The organism is Reinekea marinisedimentorum (genome assembly GCF_004341165.1).
In the GTDB taxonomy this organism is placed as follows: domain Bacteria; phylum Pseudomonadota; class Gammaproteobacteria; order Pseudomonadales; family Natronospirillaceae; genus Reinekea; species Reinekea marinisedimentorum.
Window position 1 is genome coordinate 15,520 of the sequence record NZ_SLZR01000015.1, and the last position, 25,735, is coordinate 41,254.

Genomic DNA, 25,735 nt, shown 5'->3' on the forward strand with positions numbered 1-25,735 from the left:
CCCTATGAGTACGATGAGCAGTTTTTTACAGGAATGTGCCTGGCTGTACCGCCACAAGGGCGTGCTGGTTATTCTGATAGTCGCACCGCTGACCTATTCGTTGTTTTACCCGCTGCCTTACGAGCACGCCGTGGTCGATGATGTACCGATGATCGTCTGGGACAACGAAAACAGCGTGGATACCCGCGAGTGGATTCACAAGCTGGATGCCACACCGCAACTGAAGGTCATCGCGGTATTGCCCGGCGAACCGAACGAAGCCGACTGGGCGGCCTACCCTGAGGCGCAGTTTTTCAGTCACTTCCCGGCCGATACCAGCGAGCGCATTGGTCTGCAGCAACAGGTGACCATTCCCTACGGCGGTAAAACCGATAACTTTCTGGTCTACAGCACCGCCGCTAAAGCCTTTACCCTAACCATTCAGGCGATAAACAAAGACATCCGGCTGGGTGTTTTTTACTCGCTGGAAGGCAACTCGGTCAGCGCCGAGGCGATGGCCAACCCTATCAGCGTCAACATTACCCAGTTGTTTAACCCCGAGGCCAGCTACCTTCAATACCTGGTGCCGGCGGTGTTCATCGTGATGGTGCATCAGATACTGGTGATGGGCATTGGCATGCACTGGGGCTACCGCTTTGAAATGAACCGGCCGGTGGGTCACCCGTTTGGCGTTTGGGTAACGCACCTGGTGCTGTACAGCCTGATTGGGCTGGCGCTGATTACCTTTTTCTTCCGGCTGATGCTGCCGCGGCAATCCATCTTCTTTACCGGCAACGGCCTGGCGTTTCTGGATGTCTCCCTGCCCTTTGTGCTCGGAGCCGTCGGCTTTGCCATGACCTTCACGGCGTTCTTCCGTGAACAGGAAACGGCACTGGTGTGGAGCCTGCCCATCTCGGTGCCATTGCTGATGATCTCGGGCGTGAGCTGGCCGGAGCTGGGCATGGCCGACTGGCTGGTCTATGTTTCCCAGTGGCTGCCCTCAACCTGGGGCATCAATGCCCTGCTCGATGTGGCTTATCTGAATCACCGGCCAGACCTGACCGAGGGCTGGCGCAACGCCTTTATCTGGCTCAGCCTTGGTTTGCTACTGCGCTTTGTTGTAGTCGGTAGGTGGCAGGAGAAGCACCGGTCCACTGGCGAAACGCCCGCGTAAAATTAGCCGGCTCGGAAAACCCGAGCCGGTAGCTGATTTCCAGCACCGGAATGTTCTCATGCTGAATATACTGCAACGCCAGTTCGCGCCGGGTATCGTTCAGCAGCTTACGGAAGCTCAGCTTACGCTCCGCCAAACGCCGCTGCAGCGTGCGTGACGACAGGTTCAGCTGCTCGGCCACCGAAGTTTGGGTAATGCCGCCATCGGGCAGTTGCCGGATAATCTCCGAAACCACCAGCGAGCCGATGTCGCTGCGCATCATGTTGATGTAGCTTTTCAGAATCTGCTCGTTCACCTTGGCCAGCTGCGGGTTGGATGACGGCAGCGGCTTCATCAGCTGTGCTTTGTTCAGCCAGATTTCATCGAACTGCGTGCCATCGGTCAGCTCACACTGCACAAACGCCTGATACGGCCCGAACATATCGCCCAGGCTGCGGCTCAGCTTGAGCCGCTCTGCACTGAAATGCACGCCGAATAGATTCCGGCAAACCGCGATCAGCCCTAGCACACCGGCTTCGCGCATCTGTTGAATGGCAAGGCTCACCTGTTGAAAGTCGTTGCGGTCTTTCAGCACATTGACCAGCTCGGAGGCAGAAATACGCAGGCCAACCCGATCATCGGTTTCCATCAACTGAATGTGCATCGAGGTGGTCATAATGGGGTAATAGCGGGCAAACAGCTTAATGGCACTGTAGCCGGTCGCCGAGGTTGCCATGGCAAAGCCCAGCGCATGAAAGGTGCTGGCATTGACGTTTTTGGCGATAAGCAGGGGCAGCTGTTCACCGCAGGCTTCTGCGGCCAGGTGCCAAAGCTTGAGCACGTCGATGGTGCGAATGCGGGCGTTCGGGTCTTCCAGAGCATCGGGGCTGATCGCCAACCGGTTCAGCAGTGTCACAGCATTAATGCCCTTTTGCTCCAGAATACGAACAATCAATCGTGGCCAGCTGTTCAAAACTGAATACTGCAAGCTGAACTCCTCTACCTTCAGACCTGACAAGTTGCAACGATTCTACCTGAGTTCAGTGGAATGTCGAAAACCCAGCAGCTACCATAGCCCCGCCAATAACCCTGGGAGCCACCGTGTCTAAAATTGTATTCCGCCTGAAAGATGTACCTGAAGAAGAAGCCGACGCCATTCGGGCTCTGCTCACCGACAAGGATATTGAGTTTTTTGAAACCGATGCGGGGCGCTGGGGCATATCCATTGGTGCAATCTGGGTGAAGGATGATGACGATTTCGGTGTCGCGCGTGAGCTGATAGAGGCGTTTCAGCGAGAACACCGGGAAAGGGTTCAGCAGCAGTATGAACAGGATAAAAAGGCTGGCAAGGTAGCCAGCTTTTGGCAGCTGTTAAGCCAATCCCCATTGCAGGTACTGGCTTACTTACTGCTGATTGTGATCGTGCTGGCGTTTACCCTTTTACCCATGCTGCAGTTCTTTAAATAGAACGGCTCAGTTGACGGCCAGTGCGGCTTTGGCCTGATCGATACCACCTAAGTTACGCACATTGGTATAGCCCAAACTTTGCAATGCCTGCTCGGCAACGCCTGCACGGCGGCCACTGCGGCAGTAAAGCAGAATCGGGGTGGACTTATCTTCAGCGATGGAGGCGATCTGCATGGCGATTTCATCGTACGGGATCAGCTCCGCACCTTCGATATGGCCTGCGTTAAATTCGTTCTCGGTTCGTGTATCAATGAGTACACCCTGCTCCAGCCAGGCCTTAGCCTGTTCATCGGCCTGTACGGCACCGGCGAAAGACAGCGCAACAGCAATAGTGGCAAACAGCCTTTTAAAAAACATCACATTTCACTCCTTCAATTAACTCAATTTAAAACCTGATAAAGATACGGGTTTTGCAACCGGACTGCCCACAGTTTTTCATGACAGACTGTTTCACCCGATGACAGAGAGCGCCAAATTAACAACTATTTGAGTGTTTTACCTGTAAAAGGATCCCAAAACCAGACATCGACAGGCGCTGCTCAATAGCATCAAAAACAGCACCTTTCTGCCATAAAAAAGTCACAAAATATACATACGAATTTCATCTGCGTCTTCTACATTCTCCCCTCTTTCATGGCGCTGTGAACCAGCACCAAAAAATTCTCTACTGAAATAAAAAGGGATCTGACCGATGAACAAAACTCTTAAGGCATTAACCTTGAGTGCAGGCTTACTATCCGGCCTGGCTTCTGCTGCGACCGAAATTGAATGGTGGCACGCCATGGGTGGCTCTCTCGGTGATACCGTGAATGCAATGGCAACCGAGTTTAACGCTTCGCAATCTGATTACAAAATCACGCCGATCTACAAAGGTGGTTACGAAGAAACAATCACCGCCGGTATTTCTGCCTTCCGTGCCGGTGAAGCCCCAGCCATCATTCAGATTTTTGATGCCGGTGCAGCCACCATTATCAACGCAAAAGGCGCGGCACTTTCAGTTGAAGACATACTGGTTGATAACGGCTATGAGTTCGATATTAACAGCTATGTACCGGGTGTCCGTTACTTCTATGCCGACGCGAATGACAAGATGATCGGCATGCCATTCAACAGCTCTACTCCGGTTCTTTACTACAACAAAGCCATGTTGGCAGACGCCGGTGTTAAGCCACCAAAAACCTGGGAAGAATTTGAAACAACGGCAGAAAAACTGAAGCAGAAGGGCTATGTTGCACTGGCACAATCGCACACGCCGTGGATTTTCTTTGAAAACTTTCACTCCCGTCACGATCTGCAAATGGCGGATAAAGACAACGGCTTTTCCGGTTTGCCAAATAAGGTGATGTACAACAATAAGCACCTGAAAATGCATTTGGAACATGTAAAAGCATGGAAAGACGCAGGCTATTACGGCTATTACGGCCGGGTCTGGGGCGATAACGAGAATGCCTTCGTGAAAAAAGAAGTGGCTATGTGGATCGGCTCTTCCGGCTCGTTCGGTGGTCTGAAAACCTCGGCTGATTTCGACTTCGGCACCAGCTACCTGCCTTACTGGGAAAGCATCAATAAAGATGCCGGCACCACCTTTATTGGCGGCGCTGCGCTGTTCGCTATGGCCGGCCATACCGATAAAGAATACGAAGCCGTTGCCGCCTTCTTCAACTATCTGACCAAGCCTGAAACCCAGTACTTCTGGCACAGAGAAACCGGTTACGTGCCGATCACCAATGCCGCTTACAACCTGGCCAAAGACGACGGCTACTATGCAGCAAACCCGGATGCCGAGGTGGGTATTAAACAGTTGAGCCTGGATGAGGGTGAATGGACCAAGGGCTACCGCTTAGGTTTTTACGTACAGACGCGTGAGTCTATTTATCGCGAGATGGATCGCATCATGTCGGGTGAAACAACTGTAGAGGCTGCCTTAAAAGCAATTGAAACCGATGCTAACCGTAACCTGGAGCGTTTTGCCCGTACGGTTAAATAAGTTCTGTCGTTTTTAAATTTACAAGAACGACTTCCGGGGTTGGGTGCCTTTTCAGGTGCTCAGCCCCCGTTCCGAAAAATAGTACAAACCTGAAGTTTGCTAACGGAGATTCTTTTTAAAGGCGTCTGAGCGCGCGAATGCGCAAAGCCGAGCGTACAAGGATGAATTTACAGCGACCTTTAAAAAGAGTCTCCGTCAGTAATCGGCAACACCCCGTAAAAATTAAACACACCGCTTTACCCGAAAGGAATTTTTGTGGCTAACAAACGCGTACAGTTTTCGCACCCGATCATCCCTTACCTGTTTATTGCCCCGCAAATGCTGATTATCGCCATATTCTTTATTTGGCCGGCACTGCAGGCGGCTTACCTGAGCTTTATGCTGGAAGACCCATGGGGCATGTCACGCGAATTTGTCGGGCTGGAAAACTACCAGTACCTGTTTAATTCGGCCGAGTATTTATACTCGTTTGGCTTCTCGATAGTGTTCTCGGCACTGGTGGCGTTTTTATCGCTCGGCACGGCCCTGATCCTGGCCGTTAAAGCCAACGCTGTACTGCATATGCAATCGACCTACCGGGTATTGATTACCTGGGTATACGCCATTGCACCAGCCGTAGCCGGCATTACCGCCTACTTTATCTTTAACCGCCACATCGGCGTGATGTACGACTTCTTAAACAGCCTTGGCTGGCAGTTTAACCCCGAGGCCGACGCCGTTGACGCCAGCGCCCTGCTGATACTGGTGTCTGTCTGGAAGCAGATACCTGTGAACTTTGTCTTCTTTCTCGCGGGCCTGCAGGGCATACCCAAAGCCGTGCGCGAAGCCGCCGCGCTCGATTGCGCCAACGAACGCCGCCGCTTCTGGACCATCACCTTCCCGCTGCTGGCACCCACCGGCTTCTTCCTGCTGGTGATTAACATCACCTACGCCTTCTTCGATACCTTCGGCATTATCGACACCCTGACCCAGGGCACCCCCGGCGGACGCACCACCACACTGGTGTATAAGGTTTATCAGGATGGCTTCCTGGGTGCCGACTTAGGCCTCAGCTCTGCCCAATCGGTTGTGCTCATGCTGCTGGTGCTTTCGCTCACCTTCGTTCAGTTCCGTTTTATTGAACGCAAAATTCACTACTGACAGGCGCATAACGATGAAAAAAATCAGTCTTATTGATCATATTATTTTGTGGGCAGGCGTTCTGTTTCTATTGCTGCCGGTTTGGTTGCTGTTCGCCAGCTCCACCCATACCGTTGAAACCATTGTTAAAGATGGCCTGCAATTGCTGCCGGGCAGTCAGGGCTTCGGCGCGTACAAAATTGCACTGACCGAAGCCAGCGGCTTTACCGATGTGGCCACCGGCGCACGCATGTTGCTGAATTCCGCCATCATGGGTTTGGGCTTTGCCATCGGCAAAATTATTGTTTCTATGTGTGCGGCCTATGCGCTGGTTTACTTCCGCATTCCGTTTGCGCAGCTATTGTTCTGGATCATCTTCAGCACCCTGCTGCTGCCACTGGAGGTGCGCATTGTGCCGTCTTACGAAGTGGTCAGCCAGCTGGGTATGCTTAACAGCTATACCGGTCTGATCGTGCCATTAATTGCCTCGGCCACCGCCACCTTTTACTTCCAGCAATTTTATAAAACCATTCCCGATGAACTGCTGGAAGCGGCGCAACTGGATAACGCCGGGCCGTTCCGTTTCTTCATAGATATTTTAGTGCCGCTTTCGCGCACCATGATGGCCGCCATGTTCATCATTATGTTTGTAGTCGGTTGGAACCAATACCTGTGGCCATTGATGATGACCACGGAAGAATCCTATTACACCATTGTAATGGGCATTAAGAGCATACTCAGCGTCATGCGTGAAGCGCGCATTCCCGATTACAGCGTGGCCTTTGCCATGGTCATTCTTTCCATGCTGCCACCGGTTGCGGTGGTGGTGATATTTCAGCGTTGGTTCATTCAGGGCCTGGTTGACAGTGAAAAGTAATTACAGATTTATAGGAGCCTGAATATCATGGGTGCATTAAAACTCAGCAGCATTGAAAAAACTTACCCGAACGGCCACCGCGCTGTGCGGGGTGTCTCACTGGAAATAGAACCGGGCGAGTTCCTGGTACTGGTCGGCCCTTCCGGCTGTGGAAAATCGACCATTCTGCGCACCATTGCCGGGCTGGAACAGCTCACCGGGGGTGAAATTCATATTGCAGAAGAGCGCGTGGATGAACGCCTGCCCGCCAAGCGTGACATTGCCATGGTGTTTCAAAACTACGCCCTGTACCCGCACATGAGCGTGTACAAAAACATGGCTTACGGGCTGAAAAACCGGGGCGTCAGCAAAGAAGAGATCAACAGCAAAGTCACCGAAGCCGCAAAAATGCTGCAGCTGACAGATTACCTGGAACGCAAACCCAGCCAGCTTTCCGGCGGGCAACGCCAGCGTGTGGCGATGGGCCGAGCCATGGTACGCAGCCCCAAACTGTTTTTGTTTGATGAGCCGCTTTCCAATCTGGATGCCCGCCTGCGCGCCGAAATGCGTTTAGAGATTAAACAGCTGCAACGCAAGCTGAAAACCACCTCGGTATTTGTAACCCACGATCAGGTCGAAGCCATGACGCTGGCCGACCGACTGGTGGTACTGAATCAGGGTGAGATTCAACAGGTGGGGACACCCAAAGAGGTTTACCATCAACCAGCGAATATTTTTGTCGCGACCTTCCTGGGCGCACCGGCCATGAACCTGTTTGAAGCCCGCGTCACATCGGCCAACGAAATGACACTGAATGACGGCCAGACCATTCAATTGCCTGCCGAAATGGCAAACCGGGTTGAACCGGGCCGCAACGTCACTGTGGGTATTCGCCCCGAGCATTTAGCACTGACACAGAACGGCCAGCGGCCGCTACTGAATTTTGAAACCGGCCTCTCGGAAGAACTGGGCACCAGCCAACTGCTGCACGGTAAAATTGCCGGCACCGATTGCACCCTGAACCTGCCACACTTTGATCAGCACAGTGAAGATCAATTGGGGGTTGTGTTTGAGCCTAAACATTTGCACCTGTTTGATGTGGAGACCGGTAAGCGCATCGACCATGGCTGACGACACCCAACAAACTGTTTGTTGGGCAGCTCACCCTCTAACTCTGAAAATATACACATAGAATAACCACGTAGATGAATCAATTCACAAGTAGTGTATAATTTTTCTTACGCAGCCGGAGATAACCAACCCGGCTGTGCACCTGCTTTCCAGTTTTCTCTAGCACGCTAACCCGTGCAGGCTTTTTTGCCCATCAACCCAGACAACTGGCCCCTGTACTGCCGTTTTAACCCAGAGACAAACAGCGACTGCCCTTCTGAAAAGTCAGGCACGGCCTGATTCGTCTGGGTGCATGGTGACACAGGTAAGTGATCAGGATTGCAGAGAGTTTTTAAAAAAATTATTAATCTCAAAGGACAGAGTATGAACAATAAATTCATTAGCTTTTTGGCTTCAGCAGTATTGATTTCCGGTTGTGGCAGTGAGGGCGGCAGCACCGTTGATGAGGCTGTACCCTCAACCGTCGAAAATAACACTCCATCCACCACAGAACTGGAAGGCTCATGGCTAAAATCCTGCAGCGCTGTGGATCAGGAAGACCCGGAAACGCTCTACGATATTGTTGCGCTGGAGTTTACCGGCAGTACATTCAGTTCCAGCATTCAGAATTACACTGACTCATCTTGCTTGACTTCCTTTGATTATGCACCCAACCCGACATCCAGCGGTTATTTTAGTTTAGGCAGTGATGTCACCACCAGCGGTGGTTTGCAGGCAACAGAGATAGACACTCACATTGAAATATACAATGGCGCTGAATTTGACATCGATGAATACACTATTTATTACATCGACGGCACCGCGCTTTATGTCGGTGATGACTCTGGCATCAATGACGCCTCTAGTGCGGAACTCCGGCCGAACGCCTTAAATTTTGAACGGGTCTTTGTAAAGCAATAAGCCAATAACCGAACAAAACACGGAGTCTGCCGCGCTGCGATCACAGAGTGGCCGGCTCCGTGGGTACGCTTGCTGTGCCGGTTACGTAGGGTTCTGTTGCGTGACCGTTGGCTCCAATGCCGCTCTTATACTTAAACTGGCAATGAACCAAGCTATTGGTTATCTTTTTCATCGCTTCCTATCCTCAAGCCTGTCAGCAGGCTCTGAATACGTTTCATTTGCTGGATTTATAACGGAAGCCTATGAAGCAGCGTACTGCGTTGTGTGACAACTTTGTCATTCGGGTTATCGAGCAGCGACCGGCCTGAGCAATCGCCCACATGACAATGCATACTTTTAGGATCTACAAATGAAAAAACTGGGGCTTATTGGCGGAACATCGTGGCACTCTACCGTTGAATACTACGCGATGCTCAATCAGGCCATCAATGACCATTATGGTGACAACACCAACCCGCCGCTTCGGCTAATTAACCTGAACCAAAAGCAAATTCACGATCTGCAGCGGGCTGACCGCTGGGATGCAATCGCCGATATCGTGACAGAGGCTGCACTGGAGCTGCAGAGCGTTGGCGTCGATGGCATTGCCCTGTGCGCCAATACGCCGCACAAGGTTTATGAGCAAGTACAGGCCGCGCTTTCCACGCCTATACTGCACATTGCCGATGCCGCCGGCGCTCAGCTGCGCAAACAGGGGCTCGATACGGTAGGGCTGATCGGTACGCGCTTCACGATGTCGGAAGGTTTCATTAAAGACCGCCTGCGGGATTCGTATCAGATCGAAGCCCTTGTGCCCTCAGCTGCCGGGCAAACTGAAATTCAGGATCTGCTGTATAACAAACTGTCGGTCGGTGTATTTGATGACCCAACCCGGGCGATCTTCCTGGAGATTATCGACTCGCTGACGGCACAAGGCGCCCAGGCGGTGATTCTCGGCTGCACGGAATTTCCGATTCTGTTGAAGGATGCCTCCTGTTCCATTCCACTGATCGATACCCTGAAGTGCCACAGCGAGGCGCTGGTGCGGTTCATCCTGGATAAAGAGATGTAAACCGGCAACAGCATTCACCCCAGACTCAGACGGAGCAAGACAGCGTTGGATGAACCTCAATGACCCAAAAAATCAAAAAAACCAAAATCAACTGGCGACTCAAAGGTGAAGCGCCAGATTATCGGTTCTCTCTGGCCAATGAACGAACCTATCTGGCGTGGATTCGCACCGCCCTGGCACTGTTAGCCGGGGCCATTGCCATTGACCAGCTCACGCCCGATTTAGCGAATGTGGTTATCCGCGGTCTGCTTTCTGCGTTCCTTTGTGCCTGTTCCGGCTTGCTGGCGGTATTTGCCTATAAGCGCTGGGCCGCGAATGAAGAGTCGATGCGGAAAAAGGAAGACTTGAAGTACACCAGTTTTCTTAAGGTGATCAGCATTATGGTGCTTGCTTTTACCTTCATTCTGGCACTGGTCATTTTACTGTGAGCGATAACCAAACCAAGGCTGGGTTGCAATCTGAACGAACGTCGATGGCCTGGTTCAGAACCCATCTGTTAATGCTGGGTGTTGGCCTGTTATTAATTAAAACCGGCCAGCACCACGGGCATTTGCTGCCACAGGTTATTGGCGGGGCATTATTGCTGCTTCCTGCGCTGAATATTCCTTACACCCGAAAAAGGTTCACTCAACCGTTTGAAGATCACACCACCGTTGGGCGACGCGATATTCTGATCAAAATAGCCCTTTCAGGCACCCTGCTCTGCACCGCTTTCGGCTATGGCATTTATGCGCTCAGCCAGATAGTTACCGGCGGCTAGTCACTCATAAAAACTTAAACGTAGGCAATCATCCGGCCTGCCACCAACACACCCAGCCACAGCAATAAAGACAAAGCCCCGGCAACACGCAAAGCGCCTTGCCGACCGGCGTAGCCAATACGCCAATGAAGGTTCAGCGCATTTAGCGTGGCCAGAACAATCAGCAGCATTTTGATTAAAAAGATTTTTAAACCAGCATAGTCGGCGGGCCCGGCCAGGAACAGCAAAACACCCGAGGCAATGGCCCCCAGCAAACCGGTAATCGCGACCGGCACCAGCACCTGAGCAATCAATTCAGTATTCAGGCGCCGCCAAAAGCCCATCAGCTTTAAATCTAACGGTACAATTGCGCCAACCAGCAATGCTACGCTAAATACGTGCAAAGTATTAATGGCCGCATAACCCCAGCGGGAATAGCGCATCCATTCAGCGAGTGGCGTTGCGGCAAGCGCCTCCAGCCAATGATCCAAAATGGTCTTAATCTCTTTCTGGGTAGAGTTCGTAAAGCTGACCGTCTATCCAGATGCGTTCAGCCTTCATCAGCTTCTCGGTAATATCGGCAGAAGGCTCACCTTCAATCTTCACCTCAACATCAACGGCCAAATCACCCTCTTCAAGGCCTGCCCGCGCATTGCGGTATGGCTGACCCACTTCCACCGTCCACACCTCCTGTTCGGCCCGCACCTTCAACACGCCATGAGGATTACCCAGCTTAACGTCGGTAATAATGCCGGTGAGCTCAATGTTATCGCCGGTTGTCCAGCGCCAGCCATGATGAGCCGATGCCAGAGAGAACAGCATCAGAGATACAGCGGTGATCAGTAGTTTTTCGCTTGAACGTAATGAAGCTTCCTGTGGGTTAGCCTTTTATAGACAGGTTCGGGTTCGGGAAGTTGCAAAGCAATATAGGCTATTTCAGGCGAGCTGCACCCGCGATGGACAGAACGTCCGTAGCCAGCCGCTGCGGGCAAGTGCTGTAGTCTGCGGTATGTTTATTAGGTTGGCTGGTAACCCAGACAGTCGCCATCCCTACCTTCGCGGCGCCTTCTATATCCGCTATTTCAGAGTCACCCACCATGAGCGCCTCTTTTGGATCTACCCCCAGCTTTGCCAATACGGCTTCAAACGCAAGACTGCAGGGTTTTCGATAGCCAATCGCACTCGACCAGACAATCGCATCAAAATATTTTGCCAAACCTCTGTGTTCAAGGTCTTTTTGGAATATCTCATATGGACCGGTGACGTTAGAAAGCAACCCTAACTTCATACCCCTATGCTTTAGCTCTGAAAGCAATTCGGGGATGCCTTGAAAGGTCTGATTCAAACTACAAAATCTTTCTAAATGCTGCCGCCCTAATTCTTCCTGAAAGGCTAATCCAGCTGCAGCAAAACAGCGATCCCAAATAACCTTCCAATCGGGTTGTTCCTGCTGATCAGGTTTATATAGCGCAGCAATCTCAGCCTCAATACTTTCACCAATAACAATGGCTTTATCGACATCAACAACTGCTTTAAGTGCTTCAGCTAATGAAGCGGATTGAGCCAGCGTGTTGCCGAAGTCGAAAACAATTGCTTTGTACATAGATTTTTATCTCTATTTAAGAATGACGAGGAAAGATAATTGTCTACTTCCACAGCCTTAGCAGCTCATTTTGTACTGAACGCCATTTTTAAGAATAAAAATCTCATTATTTTTATGGCTAAGTGCTGGCATTTCGCATGGATCAATACCTAAATAAGCACCCCGTATAACTTTGCTCATCATTTCGTGTATTGTTACAACAAAACTTCTATCTTTGGCCAATGTATTCAACCATTTAGTGGCTCTGTACATAATGCATGAGTAACTTTCACCCGCTGGAATGATGTAGTTCCATTTGTCAGCCAGCCTTTGATTCCATTCGTCGGCTCTATCTAGTTTTACTTCCAGCTTTGTTAGCCCTTCCCACGCTCCGAAGGAATGCTCCTTCAACAGAGGGTTTAACTCGACTGCACCACGATAACCAAGCACCTTCGCAATAATTGAAGATGTTTCAACAGCTCGACCCAGAGGGCTTGATACCATTCTAAATTCAGTTTTCTGAACGAGCTCTTTGACACCTAAAGCGACTGATTTTGCCTGAAACCTCCCTTTTTCGGTTAAAGCAGAATCTTTCCAGCCCTGAAATTGACCCAATTGATTCCATTCCGTTTCTCCATGCCGCGTTATGACTATCAAAAATCCTCCTTTCTAAGACATAGAATAAGGCACATAGGCGCTGGGACTTTCCCCAAAAAATACTGATACCCGTATTAGCCAGTTTGGGACAATATCCACGCCAATCAATCTAAGGAGCTCGGTGATTCCAGATATTTTAACCACTTTCTTTTAAATGCTTTCTCTAAATCAACGCTTTGGCTCCTTGCAGTCAGCAATGCCATCCCGATCACATCCGTCAGTTCATCTTCCATGCTTTGTCTCAGTTCGAGGCTTGATTCTCCGTCTAAACGAGCCTTGCCTGCACATTTCAGATAGCTCTGCATCAACTCGCCTAACTCTTCAGTAAGCTTCATCATGTACCAATCGGGGGTTCGTTCAATGCCAAATTTACGAGCATACCCCTCAGATATTTCTTCAAGATCATCCATCAATCTATTTAAATTCAACGTAGGCTCCTAATTACCTTGGTACAAAGACGAAATTTAATTGAATAGCGTTTTGGTGCACACGAAGAGTAAACTTTTCTACTTTAAAGCATAATATACATTCGTCTCACCTAATTTAAAATCAAGGTTTATAAATAACAAATTAGCCGCATCATTGGTAGGACTCGTGCGCAAATAGAGTTCATCAAATTCATTTACAACACAGTATTTCACTACTTCATTTACCAAACTTGTCGCCACTCCAAAACCACGAAATTGATCTATAGCAAAAATCTCTGTCAACTCAGCATCAGCAGTCTCATAACAAAAAGAATGCTTTACATCGATGCAGGCAAACCCGGCCAACTCATCATTAACCAGAGCCACAAAGACTTTTTCAGATAAGTTTCTTTCTAAAGACCTAACCACATGCGTAGCCGATACTCTGACTCTATTAAACATGTAGTTCAAATCCGATAAACCCTGAGCGCCTTCTGATTTAGCTAACCGAATAAAAATAGTCATTGTATACACCTGTACTTTGGCAATAACTGAAGCAATGCTTAGCTAATAACCCATTGCGGAGAACCTAAAAGTCTACTTTCATTTTTTCGTTATATGTCATGAACCCAGATTTAAGAAATGCATTCTTTGCGTCGGAATTATTCGACCATACATCGAGCTCAAGCCGAGAAAACCCACTTTGCACGGCCAACTCTTTTGCCCGTACCAATAGCTGTTGAAAAACACCCTGCCCCCTATGGTTTTCAAGCACACAGACCTGCTCGATAAAAGCACACTTACGCTCTTGCATAAGATCGTTTTTTTGGCGAAACCTTTTTCGCAGCAAAAGATAACCAACAACCGTACCCCGCCACTGTGCCACAAGAACGACTGAATCATTATCTTTTAATTTCGAAAACCAAAAGCTCTTAAAGACTTCTTCACTGGCGCTGCAGAAAAGCGAGGGCTCAATTTCTACATGAACATCGTGCACTTCGCGGTTCAATGCCACCAATTGATTAAGGTCTGCTGTGTTAGCGGCTCTTATTTTCATACTAGGTTTTCCATCCATAGCTGTCGCACCTTAAAAATCATTCACTCAAACTGGCGTAGCCCCCTTATCAGGCAAGATATACTGAACTGCCGACCACTGTTTGTAAACGCCATGCAGCCTATCGTAGAGGTCATTCAATTATCCCTAAGATGAACGTCAAAATATCGCCTTCTGAACAGCCACACCTCCACATGTACGGGATCATGCCGTACAAACTAGGTAGCAATGGTATATTAACTTCACCGCGTAATTTAAGTCTGAGGTATATGAAATGGCTACGTCACGCATAGATATGAGAATAAATGGAGAGCTTAAAGCCTCTGCTGAAAAGGCTGCCGCTCTATAAGGTATGAAAAGCTTGACCGAGTATGTTGTGCGCCATAGGGAGGCTGGGATCAGCAAAACCATTTTGCTCCCTGCAAGTGAAGATGAGTCGCAAACCTGCTGCTATTACACACTGACTCACTCAGAAATCAAACGAGAAGCCCTGCCAAAATCTTTAGCGAAAAGGCTCCCATTTTACCCTATCCCCGTTATGTTGATTGCCCAATTTGCAGTCCATAAGAATTCTCAGAGGCAGGGGCTAGGCAAGATGATGTTGATCAGGGCGCTGGAGCATGCGTACGAGATTAATAAATACCTGCCTTCCTTTGCTGTGATCGTGGACACCCTGGGTGATGGTGTTGAAAGCTTTTATGCACAATATGACTTTCAAAAACTGAATATTCACAGTCACAGAACCCGGCTGTTCCTGCCAATGAAGACTGTGGCGCAGTTATGCGAGGTTTAGCTTTATCCGATCAAAACCCCAAGCCAGAGTACGTTCTTTAGCCAGTTGATTTAAGTCTTCGCGCTTGGCTGTCCTTATAATCACAAACATTCCGTTTCATCTATACCGTAGGGGCACTCATCCACTAACGAACTGTGACGCCCTCAACCTCCATAACTGAATTGACGTTAGCTCTCTCGATAATCTTCAACACCGTCGTTTGAATCAATTCGCTTTCCCGTATCTCGGTGTCACAAGAGAAGCGTTCCTCCTGCGCAGGTTCACCTTCGGCCATGGTAAACTGAACGACAACCTCCGTTGCGCAATCTTTGGAACTGCCGTAGTAGGCTAACGTGATCATTGGGTAACCATTGAAGCCTTTGTTGACTTGTTTCGCGATTCGCTTTTTCGCCTTGTCTAAATTCATGCTGCTTCCTTATCCGTTACTCAACCAGTAGGGGCAAGAGCAGCTTGCGCCTCAACACAGGCGGCTCTTTGATGCCGAAGTTCAACATACCATAACCAGAGGGTGTCCTCGCTACTCCGTTGCACATGTCTGTTAGAAAAAGGTAGCAGCGACCCGGACCTGCCGCCTGCATTCAATTTTCCCGAAGATTAACTTCAAAATATCTCCTTTTACTTAAAGTCGCGCCAAATAGACACTGTGTGGCATACATGAACGAGCCTAAACGGCAGGAGAATTCCAATGACTGACATCGATATCGGCATTGAGCAGAAGGACAGAATCAGCATTGCCGATGGCCTGAAGCGGCTGCTGGCAGACTCTTACACCCTGTACCTGATGACCCACAACTTCCACTGGAACGTGGTTGGCCCACAGTTCCGAGATTTACACCTCATGTTTGAAGAGCAATACACCGAGCTTGCCACGGCAGTCGACGATATTGCCGAGCGCATTCGTACGCTGGGCGTTTCGGTGCCGGGTACGTACCGGTCGTTTGCCACCCTGAGTGCGGTGAAAGAGGTGGAAGGCGTGCCCAGCGCTCAGGAGATGATCGTGATCCTCAGCAAAGCCAATGAACAGGTGGTTAAGACCGCGCGCAGCGTACTGAAAACGGCACAGCAAGGCGATGACGAATCGACCGCATCATTGGTTTCAGACCGCATGCGGGTACACGAAAAAACCGCGTGGATGCTTAGAGCACTGACGCAATAACACAAATTTCATTTTAGCTGACTACACTGAACGGGCGGTTTAACTCCCGTCAGTCTCTGGTTAAAAAATACAACAGGAGCAACACGATGACTCAGCCTACAAATAAACCAGCCGGCAAATGCCCGATTGCACACGGTGCAATGACCTCTACCGAAGAATCCGTTATGGATTGGTGGCCAAAAGCGCTCAACCTGGACATTTTGCATCAGCACGACAGCAAGACAAACCCGATGGGCCCGGACTTCAGCTACCGTGACGAAGTTAAAAAGCTGGATTTCGCCGCCCTGAAAAAAGATTTAACCGATCTGATGACCAACAGCGAAGACTGGTGGCCCGCAGACTGGGGCCACTACGGCGGTCTGATGATCCGCATGTCATGGCACTCTGCCGGTTCTTACCGAACAGCCGATGGCCGTGGTGGCGCAGGTACCGGCAACATGCGTTTTGCGCCGCTGAATTCCTGGCCGGATAACGTCAACCTGGACAAAGCCCGCCGCCTGTTATGGCCCATTAAACAGAAGTACGGCAACAAGCTGAGCTGGGCTGATTTAATCGCCTATGCCGGTACCGTTGCCTATGAATCGATGGGTTTACAAACCTTTGGCTTCGGTTTTGGCCGCGAAGACATCTGGCACCCTGAAAAGGACACCTACTGGGGTTCTGAAAAAGAATGGCTGGCCCCGAGCGGCGTTGAAGGCAGCCGTTATTCCGGTGATCGCGATCTGGAAAACCCGTTAGCGGCCGTGATGATGGGCCTGATCTATGTAAACCCGGAAGGTGTCGATGGCAACCCAGATCCACTGAAAACCGCTCAGGACATGCGCGTTACCTTTGAACGCATGGCGATGAACGATGAAGAAACCGTGGCCTTAACCGCCGGCGGCCACACCGTGGGTAAAACGCACGGGAATGGCGATGCAGCAGAGCTGGGCCCGGATCCGGAAGGTGCCGATATTGCAGAACAGGGCCTGGGTTGGATTAACCACACATCCCGTGGCATTGGCCGTAATACCGTTTCCAGTGGTCTGGAAGGCGCATGGACAACCCACCCAACGAAGTGGGATAACGGCTTCTTTGAAATGCTGTTCAAGTACGACTGGGAACTGAAGAAGAGCCCGGCCGGTGCCTGGCAGTGGGAGCCCATTGATATCGCCGAAGAAGACAAGCCGGTTGATGTGGAAGACCCTTCCATCCGCCACAACCCAATGATGACCGATGCCGACATGGCGTTAAAAATGGACCCGGAATACCGCAAGATTTCCGAACGCTTTATGAAAGACCCGGCGTACTTCTCGGAAGTGTTCGCTCGCGCCTGGTTCAAACTGACGCACCGTGATTTGGGGCCAAAAGTCCGTTACATCGGCCCGGATGTACCAAGCGAAGATTTGATCTGGCAAGACCCGGTTCCGGCTGGCAACACCGGTTACGATGTCGATGCTGTTAAAGCACAGATTGCTGAATCCGGCCTGTCGGTGGGTGAGCTGGTCGCAACCGCCTGGGACAGCGCCCGCACCTTCCGTAAATCGGATAACCGCGGTGGTGCCAACGGTGCGCGTATTCGTCTTTCTCAGCAACGCAACTGGGCAGGTAACGAGCCGGAGCGTCTGGCGAAGGTGTTGAATGTTCTGGAACCTATTGCAGAAAAAGCCGGCGCCAGCATTGCCGATACCATTGTTCTGGCCGGTAATGTCGCTTTGGAAAAAGCCATTACCGCTGCCGGTTACGATGTCACGGTACCGTTTGCACCGGGCCGCGGCGATGCCACGGAAGATATGACGGATAATGAATCCTTTGAGGTACTGGAGCCGCTGCACGATGGCTACCGTAACTGGGTGAAAGCCGACTACACCGTCAGTGAAGAAGAAATGCTGCTCGACCGTACGCAACTGATGGGCTTAACCGCCGTTGAAATGACCGTTTTGGTGGGTGGTATGCGCGCATTGGGTGCCAACTACGGCAACAGCCCATTGGGTGTATTCACCGATCGTGCCGGTGTGTTGAGTAACGATTTCTTCGTGAATCTGCTGGATATGGGCAACACCTGGAACCCAACCAAAGATGGCAGCTATGAACTGCGCGACCGCAAGACCGGTGCCGTGAAGTACACAGCCAGCCGTGTCGATTTAGTGTTCGGTTCTAACTCGATTCTGCGTGCGTACGCAGAGGTGTATGGCCAGTCGGATAATGAAGAGAAGTTCATCCGCGATTTCGTCGCCGCCTGGACCAAAGTCATGAACGCCGACCGTTTTGATCTGGTTGGCTAAAAGTTAACGCTATAACGCAAAACAACAAGGGCAGCATGCGCTGCCCTCAGGTTGTCGATAAACCCCGACGACAAAAAGGTATCGCTTAAATGGACCGCTGCAAGTATCGCCGGAATGCCGGACCACCTGATACGCTCGACGAAAACATCCATGTTTTCGACGTCCATTTAAGCGATACCTTTTCATCGTCTCGAAGATTGTGGCAGCTTTGTCATCAATCTGAAAGGCAACATTCGCTGCTCTTCTCTTTTCTGCCTACCAACCGTAGCGCAGCTATCCTACCAATGCATAAAACGCCTTATTTACTCTAAAGATATCGTTCGATACGCGAACTGGCTCTAAGAAATTACCGAATCTGCTTTGGCATTGCCGACCGCTTTAATACAGTGATTGACGGGTCAGTTATGACCTAAACCAATAAAAATAAATCACCAATAGGATTCACAGCAAATGAAAACCTTTCCACTCTTAGCCCGAAGAAGTTTGATATTCGCTTGCAGTCTCACCCTGGTTTCGGCGGCATTCGCCGGAAGCTTCTCTGATGTCACCTGGACACAGGATTACAGCAACAGCCCTACACAGGATACAAGCGGCAGTGGCACCACGCCCAGCACCAGCGGCGCCACAAACAGTATGGATACCTATACCTTCATCATCAGCACCAGCGACAGCAGCACAACACAGCGCCAGGAATGGAAGTACGAACGTCGCTCCGGTTTGATGGCCATGACCGTCTATTTCAAAATCAATTCTGACTACAGTGACGATTTCGACAAGATAGGCATCGCCCAAAACCATGATGATCAAACCGGTTCCGAAGGTGTATTCGCCATCTATCAGGTGCGTAAAAACGGCAGCAATTGGGAGTTCGGCGTACAGGGTGACACCACCGATGCCAGCAACAGTTACAGTACCTTTGATACCGTCGAAATTGAGCTGGACACCTGGTACAAGCTGCGAGTCCGCTCTTATGTCGGCGGCGTTGATGATTCTTATGAAAACGGCCGGCTGATAGATTCTTCCACCGGCGAAATACTTTGGGAAGAAAACATTGAGGGCGGCGGTGACGACGAGGGCTACTACAAAATTGGCGCCTACAAGCTGACCGACGGTTACGGCCCAATCAGCATCAGTTATAAAAATATTCAGTTCTGGGAAGGTGAATAACAGGCCTTAAGCAAACTGGCAGCTGGTAACCTTGGTGTGGAACACGCGCGATGTCCGCGAACTGTTCGCACAGAGTGCTGGCGGCCTGAATCGATTAAACGCCATTTAAAACAACAACAGTAACAGGTGGCAATCATGATTAAAGAAATGATCGGTGGCATTGCCATCGGCACGCTGGTTTTCATGGCCGGGTATTTCTTCGGCCAACACCAACAACAAAGCCCCGTCGATGCAGCGGTCAAACCTTCGCTGTTTACGACCACAACCGCACAACCAGCAGCTGAACTGTGTAATACAGAAGCTAACATCACCCCTGTTCAAAGCAGCGCGGCCACTATACCGCTGGAGCCTGAGCAGACAGTCAGCCGGGATCAACAGACGCCTGCACAAACGACGGCCACAACTAACCTGAACGACGATATCATCACTCTGCTGAACCGTTATCTGGCTGAAGCTTCCAACCGCGGTGATGACTACGAAGTGCTAGAGCGCCATCGGGATGAGCTGCAGTCTTTACTGATGTATTCGGAGTTAAATCAGCAACGGCTTGCCGACTATATGCTGGACTTTTCAAGTCACAGCATCGAGTTCAACTACGCTCTGTCGCTGATCAAAAGCCTGCCAGAACAGCAAAAGCAAGCCTGGATCGGGGAGCTTATTTATTATGTCAGTGGGCAGACTGATGCGTTCCATCAATCCCAGTTTTTAGCTTTGGTTTCTGCCCAGCCCGATCAACGCAACGATCCCAACACCTTTAATGCGCTGGTCGATATCGCCGCCTATCAGGCGGTCACAGCAGAACACAAAAACCGGGCGGTCGATTTTTTAGACCCTTTCCGGCTTGACCCGGCAACAAAGAGCCAAATCGTTGCAAGCCTGCAGGATTCGCTCAACAGCCGAGATACCGATGACAACGACCGCGACCAGCTGTTCAGTAACCTGCTGAAGTTTTCCGGTGCCAATCAGAAACTGGAACTGGCGCAGAATTATTTAAACGCCAACGAAGCGCTTAGCATCCGACAACGGATCATCAGCGCGATCAACGCCGGCACCATTAACCGCAGCGCAGAGCTGAAACTAAGTCTATTGGAGGTAGCCCTCGATGATTCAGATTCGCTGCAGGAAGCAGCCAAAGAAAGCCTGTTTAGCCACTTCGATTTGTCGAACGATGAATACGAATTACTAAACAGCTAAGCCGGAAACCGGTGCGCAATCAGAGCAAACTTCAGTGCTCGTGCTGCGCACCGCATCCGGCAGGCTTTGAAAACAATAATAAGCCTCTTGTCTTTAAAACAACCGATTCTATTCGTAAGTCGGCAGTTCCAGTTCGCCTGCCTCAACCAGTGCATCGTAAGAGGCATACAGCTGGTCGAGCCATTCCGGCCGGGTATCTTTGTTCATGGCCAGGTACATATCCACGGTTTTAAAAACGTAACCCACTTCAATTTCGGTGTAACCGGTGGCTTCGGCAACGCTCCAGGCACTGACATCGGAAGTCACCCATACATCGATCAGGCCATCCTGCAACAGATGCGGGTTTGCTGACTCATTCGGCAGGTCTGAAACCTCAATGCCTGCGTTCTGTACATACTCCGTGACGGCGTCATTTCTATAACCACCGACCTTTAAACCACGAATGTCTTCCAGGCTGTTAATTTGAAGCGGGCTATCCTTTTTCACCATGACAATCCAGTTGTAACGGGCAATTGGGCCGACCCATTCAAACAGGTCTTCACGCAGTTCGGTTCGGCCGGTTGAAAATACGCCGTAGTCCGGGCGGGTTAAGGCTCGCTCATAGGAAACGCGCCAGGAGCGAAGCTTCATCTTGTAAGGGATGCCGGCATGGTCCATGAGTTTTTTGATGAACTCGGTCGAGCTGCCGCCAATGTTCTCGCCGTCGTGTTCATACTCGCGGCCATCAATGCTGTAGTTATAACTGCCGTAATTTTCCGTAAACAGGTTAAGGCGATCTGCGACGTATTCGTCGGCAGCGTTCACTACATTCAATACTGCAACCAGGGCTAGCGCTGGTAATTGCCAGATCAGACGTTTCAATTTACTGCTCCTGTAAGTGGGTATTACAGGGGGCTTGAGCAAGGTTTGTTCCATGAATTTGAAATTATGGGGGAAACAAACCTATAAAAAACAACAACCTGCGAGCATGATTCCGAAACTCAGGCCACAGCGCGGAAGGCACCGAAAACAGTGCCTTTCAGAACAACTTCAATTTGACAATGGCAACACCTGCGTCTACTGCACGCTCACCGAATAGTTTTTTTGACGGATATGACCAGTGTAAGAATTAAATTTTGACTCATCTTTGCGCAGCCGTCCGTTATGAATGAATCAGCGCACCAAAAAAAAGCAGTGAAGGTTTCCCCTCACCGCTTCATTTCAATGGCGTAGCTGGGCCGCAGCCCAGCCAATCAGGCTTACAGCTTAACCAGCAGCTTGCCTTTGTTTTCGCCGGTCAGGAAGTAGTTCAAACCTTCCATCGCCGATTCCAACCCTTCCAGCTCATGCGCACGATACTTAATCTTGCCGGCCTGTACGTAAGGAGTCAGTTTTTCCAGCAGTTGAGGTGTTTTATGCAGGTGATCCGGCATGGTGTAACCCTGAATGGTTAACCGCTTTTTAATCAGATTCATCCAGCTTGGTCCCGGTGCAGGCTTACTGGCGGTGTAATCGGCAATAAGGCCACACACCACAATACGCCCGTGTGCATTCATGCGCTCAAAAATCAGTGATTGAATCTCACCACCGGTATTTTCAAAGAACAGATCAATGCCGTTCGGGGTTTCTTCCGCCAGGCGCTGCTCCAGGTTACCGGCTTTGTAATCAATCGCCGCATCAAAACCGAGTTCATTTACCAGCCAGTCACACTTCTCTTTACCACCGGCAACACCAACAACGCGCAGACCTTCGGCTTTAGCAAGCTGACCCACAATAGAGCCAACGGAGCCGGCTGCACCGGTTACAATCAATGTTTCACCGGCTTTAGGCTTGCCAATTTCCAGCAGTCCCTGGGTCGCCGTTAAGCCCGGCAGCGCAAACACAGACAGCACCATATCCGCCGGCAGGCTGGCATCAATCTTATTCACACCCTGGCCGTTGCTGAGGGCGTATTCCTGCCAGCCGAACATACCCATGACACGGTCGCCAACGCTGAAATCCGGGTGGTTAGACTCAACCACTTCACCCAGGCCGCTGGAGCGCATTACCGCACCCAACTCTACCGGCGGAATGTAGCTTTCAGTATCCGGGCTCATCCAGCCGATCATGGCCGGGTCGAGTGACATATGCGTCTGGCGGATAAGAATTTCGCCGGCACCGGCTTGTGGGATCTCTTTGCTAACAACTTCAAACAGATCCGGGCCAATAGGGTTAGAACCAGGGCGGGCAATCAGATTAATAGCGGTATAGGTAGACATCGTTGTTCTCCATATCTGTTTATTCAGAAAGTGAACACAGTATTACGAAGACTTTCAGCTAGATATAGAGCACAATCTGGGTTTCTTTATTGCTTTTAAAACAAAAGTAGACGCTATGGACGAACTCAGAGCCCTGAAATACTTCCTGAAGGTGGCCGAAACCGGCAGCTTCACGTTGGCGGCTAATTACTTCAACGTGCCGCCCTCATCGCTTTCGCGCCGCGTTTCTGATCTGGAATCTCACCTGGGAGCCAACCTGCTGCACCGAACAACCCGCGTAGTGAAGCTCACCGACGTAGGCCAACAGTATTACCAGCAGGCGAAAGATATTCTGACTCAGCTGGAAGACGCCAACGAATCTGCAAGAAGCCACAACACCGAACCCAAGGGTTTACTGCGCATCAGCTCGCTGGTGAGCTTCGGTGAAAGCACGCTGTTACCGCTGTTGGAAGAGTTTAAGGAGCGTTATCCACAGGTGGTGCTTGATGTCACCCTCAGCGACCAGCTGGCTGCCTTTAACCGCGATGAAGCCGATATTGCCCTGCGTGGCGGCTACGCCCCGAATGAACGGATTATGGCGATCAAGCTGTTCAGCAATCAGTTTTACCTGTTTGCCTCGCCCGGTTATCTTCGGCAACGGGGTGTGCCGGTGAAGGCTGAAGAGCTGCCTCGCCACAATGGTCTGTTTTTCAGAACACCCGGCGGCGTTCAATCCTGGCTGGTACACGATGATGACCACTGGCAAAACGTCAGCGCTCAACCGACCGTCATTTCCAATAACGGCCAATGGCTGCTGAAACAGGCCGTCGATGGCCGTGGCCTGCTGATGGCGCCCCGCTGGTTTACCGCGCAAATGGTGCAGCAGGGCGCGCTGGTTGAACTGACCATGACCCCTCAGGTTTACGTTGCCGCGACCAAAGAAAGCGGCCACATCTACCTGCTTTACCAGAAGCAGCGCTACCAGCAGGCCAAGATCAAAGCCGCTGTCGATTTTCTGGTCGCCAGAATCCGCCAGGACTAACCCTACTCACCAGCCATACTGAGGGTGTGCGTGATGCCGGCCTGGGCGATGAAGTCTTCATCGTGCGAGACCAACAAGAACGCACCCCGATAGGCCTTCAGTGCCGTGGCCAACACCATTTTCGACTCTATATCCAGGTGGTTATCCGGCTCATCCAATAACAGCAGTGGCGAGTCAGCCATGTGACTGACCAGCAGCATGGCCAGCTTCATTTTTTCGCCGCCACTTAAACACGCCACGTTGCGGTGAACGGTTTCACGACGAAAGCCAATGCCAGCCAGCAGCGTTCTGGCCAGCTCCGCAGACAGGCCGATACAATTATCCACAAGACAATCGAGCAGAGTCGATGCGCCCGGTAGCAGGCTGAAGTGCTGATCCAGGTAAACCGTCTGGCAACGGAATTCGATATCGCCATCGAAAGACACCGACTCACCATGAATGGCCTTAAGCAAGGTCGACTTGCCGCTGCCATTGCCGCCACTGATGCGCACCTGCTGTTGCTGAAACACCGCCAGCGACAGCGGTCGGTTGTTCACCCGGTGCAACACCAGCTGATTGAGCCTCAGCATCAGTGGTTGCTTATTGCTACTGGCATCCTGCAGATAAATAGCTTGCGGCTTGATCACTTCATACTGCTGTTTGGCCGACTTTAATGCTTCGCTGTTTTCCGCCAGCTGTCTGGAATGCTGCGTCTTTTGCGCTGCCATATTCTGGGTTGCCGATTCCTTTTTGGCATCCAACAGTATTTTCGCCTGACCGCCTGTTTTTCTCTGCGCAACACCCTGAGAGACTCGCTGCTGTGTGCGTTCGCGTGCCTGTTGCTGCTGTCGCAGAATGCGCTTCTGCTCCTTTTTATGGTGATCAATCCTGCGCTCCAGTGCCGCCTGCTGCTGAGCCGAATGCTCGGCATAGGCATCATAACCGCCTTCAAAACGGCAAAGCCCCAGGCTGTTCAAGCTGAAAATAGTATCAACATGGCGCAGTAAAGAGCGGTCGTGACTGACCAGCAGAATATGGCCACGAAAGGCCCTGATCTGCTCTAGCAGCCACTGCCGGGCTTTTGCATCCAAATGGTTAGAGGGTTCATCCAGCAACAGAAGTCCGGCATCCGACTGAAACAACCGGTACAGGCGCAGCAGCGTCAGCTGCCCGCCACTGAGCCGACTGCAAGGGTCGTTAAGGGCCAGGCGAATGCCCAGATCATTAAGCAGCTGGTTTGCACCTTGCTCCACCAGCCAGTCATCCTGAAGCAGGCTAAAGTACTCTGGCGCGGCACTGCCCGCCTCGATCTGCCGCAACGCGTTGAGCTTTTGCTCAATGCCCAGCAAGCCCGCAATTGTCATATCCGATGCCTGGCTTTGCTGCGGCATCTGTTTAAAGCAGGCAATTTTTGCAGTGCAATCAATAGTGCCGGCGGCCGGTGATAACTCTTCGGTCAACAGTGAGAGTAAAACCGATTTACCCGACCCATTACGGCCAATTAACGCGGATACCGGGCTGCTGAGGGTAAAACTGAGATCTTTGAACAGCCAATCGCCACTGCTGAGCTGAAAAGAAAGTTGGTTTGCTGTGAGTACGGTCATTTGCTTCCTCCAAAACAGGCGGAAACCGGGTGCTAACAGAGAGCAAAGAGCGTTACAGATTGAGCATAAAAGGTTTTAAAAGAGAGAACAGTAAAGCATGTAAGCAACGCCCACTAACCCCGAGTTTCCAAAAAAAGAATGTAAGATCTGGAAAACCGGTCATTAGTTATTCATGTTGGCGTTTACCCTCAGGTGGCGAGAAAGAAGAAGTGCTGCAATTTTAACCAATAATGGGGCG

General features: G+C 50.8%; 30 protein-coding genes. 16 read left to right on the forward strand and 14 right to left on the reverse strand.

Going from position 1 to position 25,735, the window contains the following annotated elements:
* Positions 1-4: 4 nt before the first annotated feature.
* Positions 5-1,153: an ABC transporter permease gene (locus BCF53_RS14855; protein WP_132702766.1), complete on the forward strand. Its 1,149-nt coding sequence runs from the start codon at positions 5-7 to the stop codon at positions 1,151-1,153.
* Here BCF53_RS14855 and BCF53_RS14860 read toward each other — a convergent pair.
* A complete protein-coding gene (locus BCF53_RS14860) occupies positions 1,071-2,120 on the reverse strand; it encodes an AraC family transcriptional regulator (protein ID WP_165901932.1) in 1,050 nt (349 codons plus the stop codon). The genes BCF53_RS14855 and BCF53_RS14860 overlap by 83 nt on opposite strands.
* 113 nt (positions 2,121-2,233) lie before the next feature.
* Between BCF53_RS14860 and BCF53_RS14865 the strand changes: the two genes are divergently transcribed.
* The gene (locus BCF53_RS14865) at positions 2,234-2,599 is read left to right on the forward strand and encodes a DUF6164 family protein (RefSeq protein WP_132702770.1); all 366 of its coding nucleotides are present in this window, start codon (positions 2,234-2,236) and stop codon (positions 2,597-2,599) included.
* A gap of 6 nt (positions 2,600-2,605) precedes the next feature.
* On the opposite strand, the gene BCF53_RS14870 is transcribed toward BCF53_RS14865, so the two are convergent.
* Positions 2,606-2,956 (reverse strand): rhodanese-like domain-containing protein, encoded by a 351-nt coding sequence (locus BCF53_RS14870; protein ID WP_132702890.1) that lies wholly within the window; start codon positions 2,954-2,956, stop codon positions 2,606-2,608.
* 334 nt (positions 2,957-3,290) lie between these two features.
* On the opposite strand from BCF53_RS14870, the gene BCF53_RS14875 reads away from it, so the two are divergent.
* The 8 genes from BCF53_RS14875 (at position 3,291) to BCF53_RS14910 (ending at position 10,403) form a co-directional block, all read left to right on the forward strand.
* Complete coding sequence (locus tag BCF53_RS14875; RefSeq protein ID WP_132702771.1) at positions 3,291-4,586, forward strand: extracellular solute-binding protein; 1,296 nt, start codon at positions 3,291-3,293, stop codon at positions 4,584-4,586.
* Between the two features lie 318 nt (positions 4,587-4,904).
* Positions 4,905-5,726, forward strand: coding sequence for an ABC transporter permease subunit (locus BCF53_RS14880; RefSeq protein WP_132702892.1), 822 nt, complete (start codon positions 4,905-4,907; stop codon positions 5,724-5,726).
* 13 nt (positions 5,727-5,739) lie between these two features.
* Positions 5,740-6,582, forward strand: coding sequence for a sn-glycerol-3-phosphate ABC transporter permease UgpE (gene ugpE, locus BCF53_RS14885; protein WP_132702773.1), 843 nt, complete (start codon positions 5,740-5,742; stop codon positions 6,580-6,582).
* A gap of 27 nt (positions 6,583-6,609) precedes the next feature.
* Positions 6,610-7,692 carry a sn-glycerol-3-phosphate ABC transporter ATP-binding protein UgpC gene (ugpC, locus tag BCF53_RS14890; protein WP_132702775.1) on the forward strand — a complete coding sequence of 361 codons (1,083 nt, stop codon included), beginning with the start codon at positions 6,610-6,612 and terminating at the stop codon, positions 7,690-7,692.
* 363 nt (positions 7,693-8,055) lie between these two features.
* Positions 8,056-8,592: a hypothetical protein gene (locus BCF53_RS14895; RefSeq protein WP_132702777.1), complete on the forward strand. Its 537-nt coding sequence runs from the start codon at positions 8,056-8,058 to the stop codon at positions 8,590-8,592.
* A 349-nt stretch (positions 8,593-8,941) separates the two neighbouring features.
* The gene (locus BCF53_RS14900; protein ID WP_132702779.1) at positions 8,942-9,643 is read left to right on the forward strand and encodes an aspartate/glutamate racemase family protein; all 702 of its coding nucleotides are present in this window, start codon (positions 8,942-8,944) and stop codon (positions 9,641-9,643) included.
* Between the two features lie 59 nt (positions 9,644-9,702).
* Positions 9,703-10,071: a YidH family protein gene (locus tag BCF53_RS14905; protein WP_132702781.1), complete on the forward strand. Its 369-nt coding sequence runs from the start codon at positions 9,703-9,705 to the stop codon at positions 10,069-10,071.
* A complete protein-coding gene (locus tag BCF53_RS14910) occupies positions 10,068-10,403 on the forward strand; it encodes a DUF202 domain-containing protein (protein ID WP_132702783.1) in 336 nt (111 codons plus the stop codon). Before BCF53_RS14905 ends, BCF53_RS14910 begins: the two co-directional genes overlap by 4 nt.
* Before the next feature lie 14 nt (positions 10,404-10,417).
* Here BCF53_RS14910 and BCF53_RS14915 read toward each other — a convergent pair whose 3' ends face one another.
* From BCF53_RS14915 to BCF53_RS14945, 7 genes are all read right to left on the reverse strand, one after another.
* On the reverse strand, positions 10,418-10,873 hold the full coding sequence (locus tag BCF53_RS14915) for a hypothetical protein (RefSeq protein ID WP_132702785.1): 456 nt from the start codon (positions 10,871-10,873) through the stop codon (positions 10,418-10,420).
* A gap of 7 nt (positions 10,874-10,880) precedes the next feature.
* Positions 10,881-11,204 (reverse strand): DUF6152 family protein, encoded by a 324-nt coding sequence (locus tag BCF53_RS14920; RefSeq protein ID WP_132702787.1) that lies wholly within the window; start codon positions 11,202-11,204, stop codon positions 10,881-10,883.
* A gap of 109 nt (positions 11,205-11,313) precedes the next feature.
* Positions 11,314-11,985, reverse strand: a complete 672-nt coding sequence (locus tag BCF53_RS14925) for an HAD family hydrolase (RefSeq protein ID WP_132702789.1) — start codon at positions 11,983-11,985, stop codon at positions 11,314-11,316.
* Between the two features lie 57 nt (positions 11,986-12,042).
* Positions 12,043-12,621: a histidine phosphatase family protein gene (locus BCF53_RS14930; RefSeq protein WP_132702791.1), complete on the reverse strand. Its 579-nt coding sequence runs from the start codon at positions 12,619-12,621 to the stop codon at positions 12,043-12,045.
* A gap of 104 nt (positions 12,622-12,725) precedes the next feature.
* Complete coding sequence (locus BCF53_RS14935) at positions 12,726-13,049, reverse strand: MazG nucleotide pyrophosphohydrolase domain-containing protein (protein WP_132702793.1); 324 nt, start codon at positions 13,047-13,049, stop codon at positions 12,726-12,728.
* 78 nt (positions 13,050-13,127) lie between these two features.
* Positions 13,128-13,553: a GNAT family N-acetyltransferase gene (locus BCF53_RS14940; protein WP_132702795.1), complete on the reverse strand. Its 426-nt coding sequence runs from the start codon at positions 13,551-13,553 to the stop codon at positions 13,128-13,130.
* A 64-nt stretch (positions 13,554-13,617) separates the two neighbouring features.
* Entirely contained in the window at positions 13,618-14,103 is a 486-nt protein-coding gene (locus BCF53_RS14945; protein WP_132702797.1) for a GNAT family N-acetyltransferase, read from the reverse strand.
* A 517-nt stretch (positions 14,104-14,620) separates the two neighbouring features.
* Here BCF53_RS14945 and BCF53_RS14950 point away from each other — a divergent pair.
* The gene (locus tag BCF53_RS14950; RefSeq protein ID WP_341539414.1) at positions 14,621-14,875 is read left to right on the forward strand and encodes a GNAT family N-acetyltransferase; all 255 of its coding nucleotides are present in this window, start codon (positions 14,621-14,623) and stop codon (positions 14,873-14,875) included.
* Between the two features lie 124 nt (positions 14,876-14,999).
* On the opposite strand, the gene BCF53_RS14955 is transcribed toward BCF53_RS14950, so the two are convergent.
* A complete protein-coding gene (locus BCF53_RS14955; RefSeq protein ID WP_132702801.1) occupies positions 15,000-15,281 on the reverse strand; it encodes a hypothetical protein in 282 nt (93 codons plus the stop codon).
* Positions 15,282-15,560: 279 nt separating this feature from the next.
* On the opposite strand from BCF53_RS14955, the gene BCF53_RS14960 reads away from it, so the two are divergent.
* Both BCF53_RS14960 and katG read left to right on the forward strand, forming a co-directional pair.
* Complete coding sequence (locus BCF53_RS14960) at positions 15,561-16,031, forward strand: Dps family protein (RefSeq protein ID WP_132702802.1); 471 nt, start codon at positions 15,561-15,563, stop codon at positions 16,029-16,031.
* An 86-nt stretch (positions 16,032-16,117) separates the two neighbouring features.
* Positions 16,118-18,295, forward strand: a complete 2,178-nt coding sequence (katG, locus tag BCF53_RS14965; protein WP_132702804.1) for a catalase/peroxidase HPI — start codon at positions 16,118-16,120, stop codon at positions 18,293-18,295.
* Here katG and BCF53_RS19235 read toward each other — a convergent pair.
* A complete protein-coding gene (locus tag BCF53_RS19235) occupies positions 18,292-18,462 on the reverse strand; it encodes a hypothetical protein (RefSeq protein WP_165901933.1) in 171 nt (56 codons plus the stop codon). The genes katG and BCF53_RS19235 overlap by 4 nt on opposite strands.
* Positions 18,463-18,745: 283 nt before the next feature.
* Here BCF53_RS19235 and BCF53_RS14970 point away from each other — a divergent pair, with 283 nt between their 5' ends.
* Both BCF53_RS14970 and BCF53_RS14975 read left to right on the forward strand, forming a co-directional pair.
* Complete coding sequence (locus tag BCF53_RS14970; RefSeq protein ID WP_132702806.1) at positions 18,746-19,462, forward strand: hypothetical protein; 717 nt, start codon at positions 18,746-18,748, stop codon at positions 19,460-19,462.
* A 135-nt stretch (positions 19,463-19,597) separates the two neighbouring features.
* On the forward strand, positions 19,598-20,656 hold the full coding sequence (locus BCF53_RS14975) for a hypothetical protein (protein WP_132702808.1): 1,059 nt from the start codon (positions 19,598-19,600) through the stop codon (positions 20,654-20,656).
* A 108-nt stretch (positions 20,657-20,764) separates the two neighbouring features.
* Here the strand turns inward: BCF53_RS14975 and BCF53_RS14980 are convergent, their stop codons facing one another.
* Entirely contained in the window at positions 20,765-21,517 is a 753-nt protein-coding gene (locus BCF53_RS14980) for a substrate-binding periplasmic protein (RefSeq protein WP_165901934.1), read from the reverse strand.
* Between the two features lie 377 nt (positions 21,518-21,894).
* Complete coding sequence (locus BCF53_RS14985) at positions 21,895-22,893, reverse strand: NADP-dependent oxidoreductase (protein ID WP_132702812.1); 999 nt, start codon at positions 22,891-22,893, stop codon at positions 21,895-21,897.
* Positions 22,894-23,008: 115 nt separating this feature from the next.
* Between BCF53_RS14985 and BCF53_RS14990 the strand changes: the two genes are divergently transcribed.
* Positions 23,009-23,914: a LysR family transcriptional regulator gene (locus BCF53_RS14990; protein ID WP_132702814.1), complete on the forward strand. Its 906-nt coding sequence runs from the start codon at positions 23,009-23,011 to the stop codon at positions 23,912-23,914.
* Positions 23,915-23,916: 2 nt separating this feature from the next.
* Here the strand turns inward: BCF53_RS14990 and BCF53_RS14995 are convergent, their stop codons facing one another.
* Positions 23,917-25,497, reverse strand: coding sequence for an ATP-binding cassette domain-containing protein (locus BCF53_RS14995; RefSeq protein ID WP_132702816.1), 1,581 nt, complete (start codon positions 25,495-25,497; stop codon positions 23,917-23,919).
* Positions 25,498-25,735: the final 238 nt, after the last annotated feature.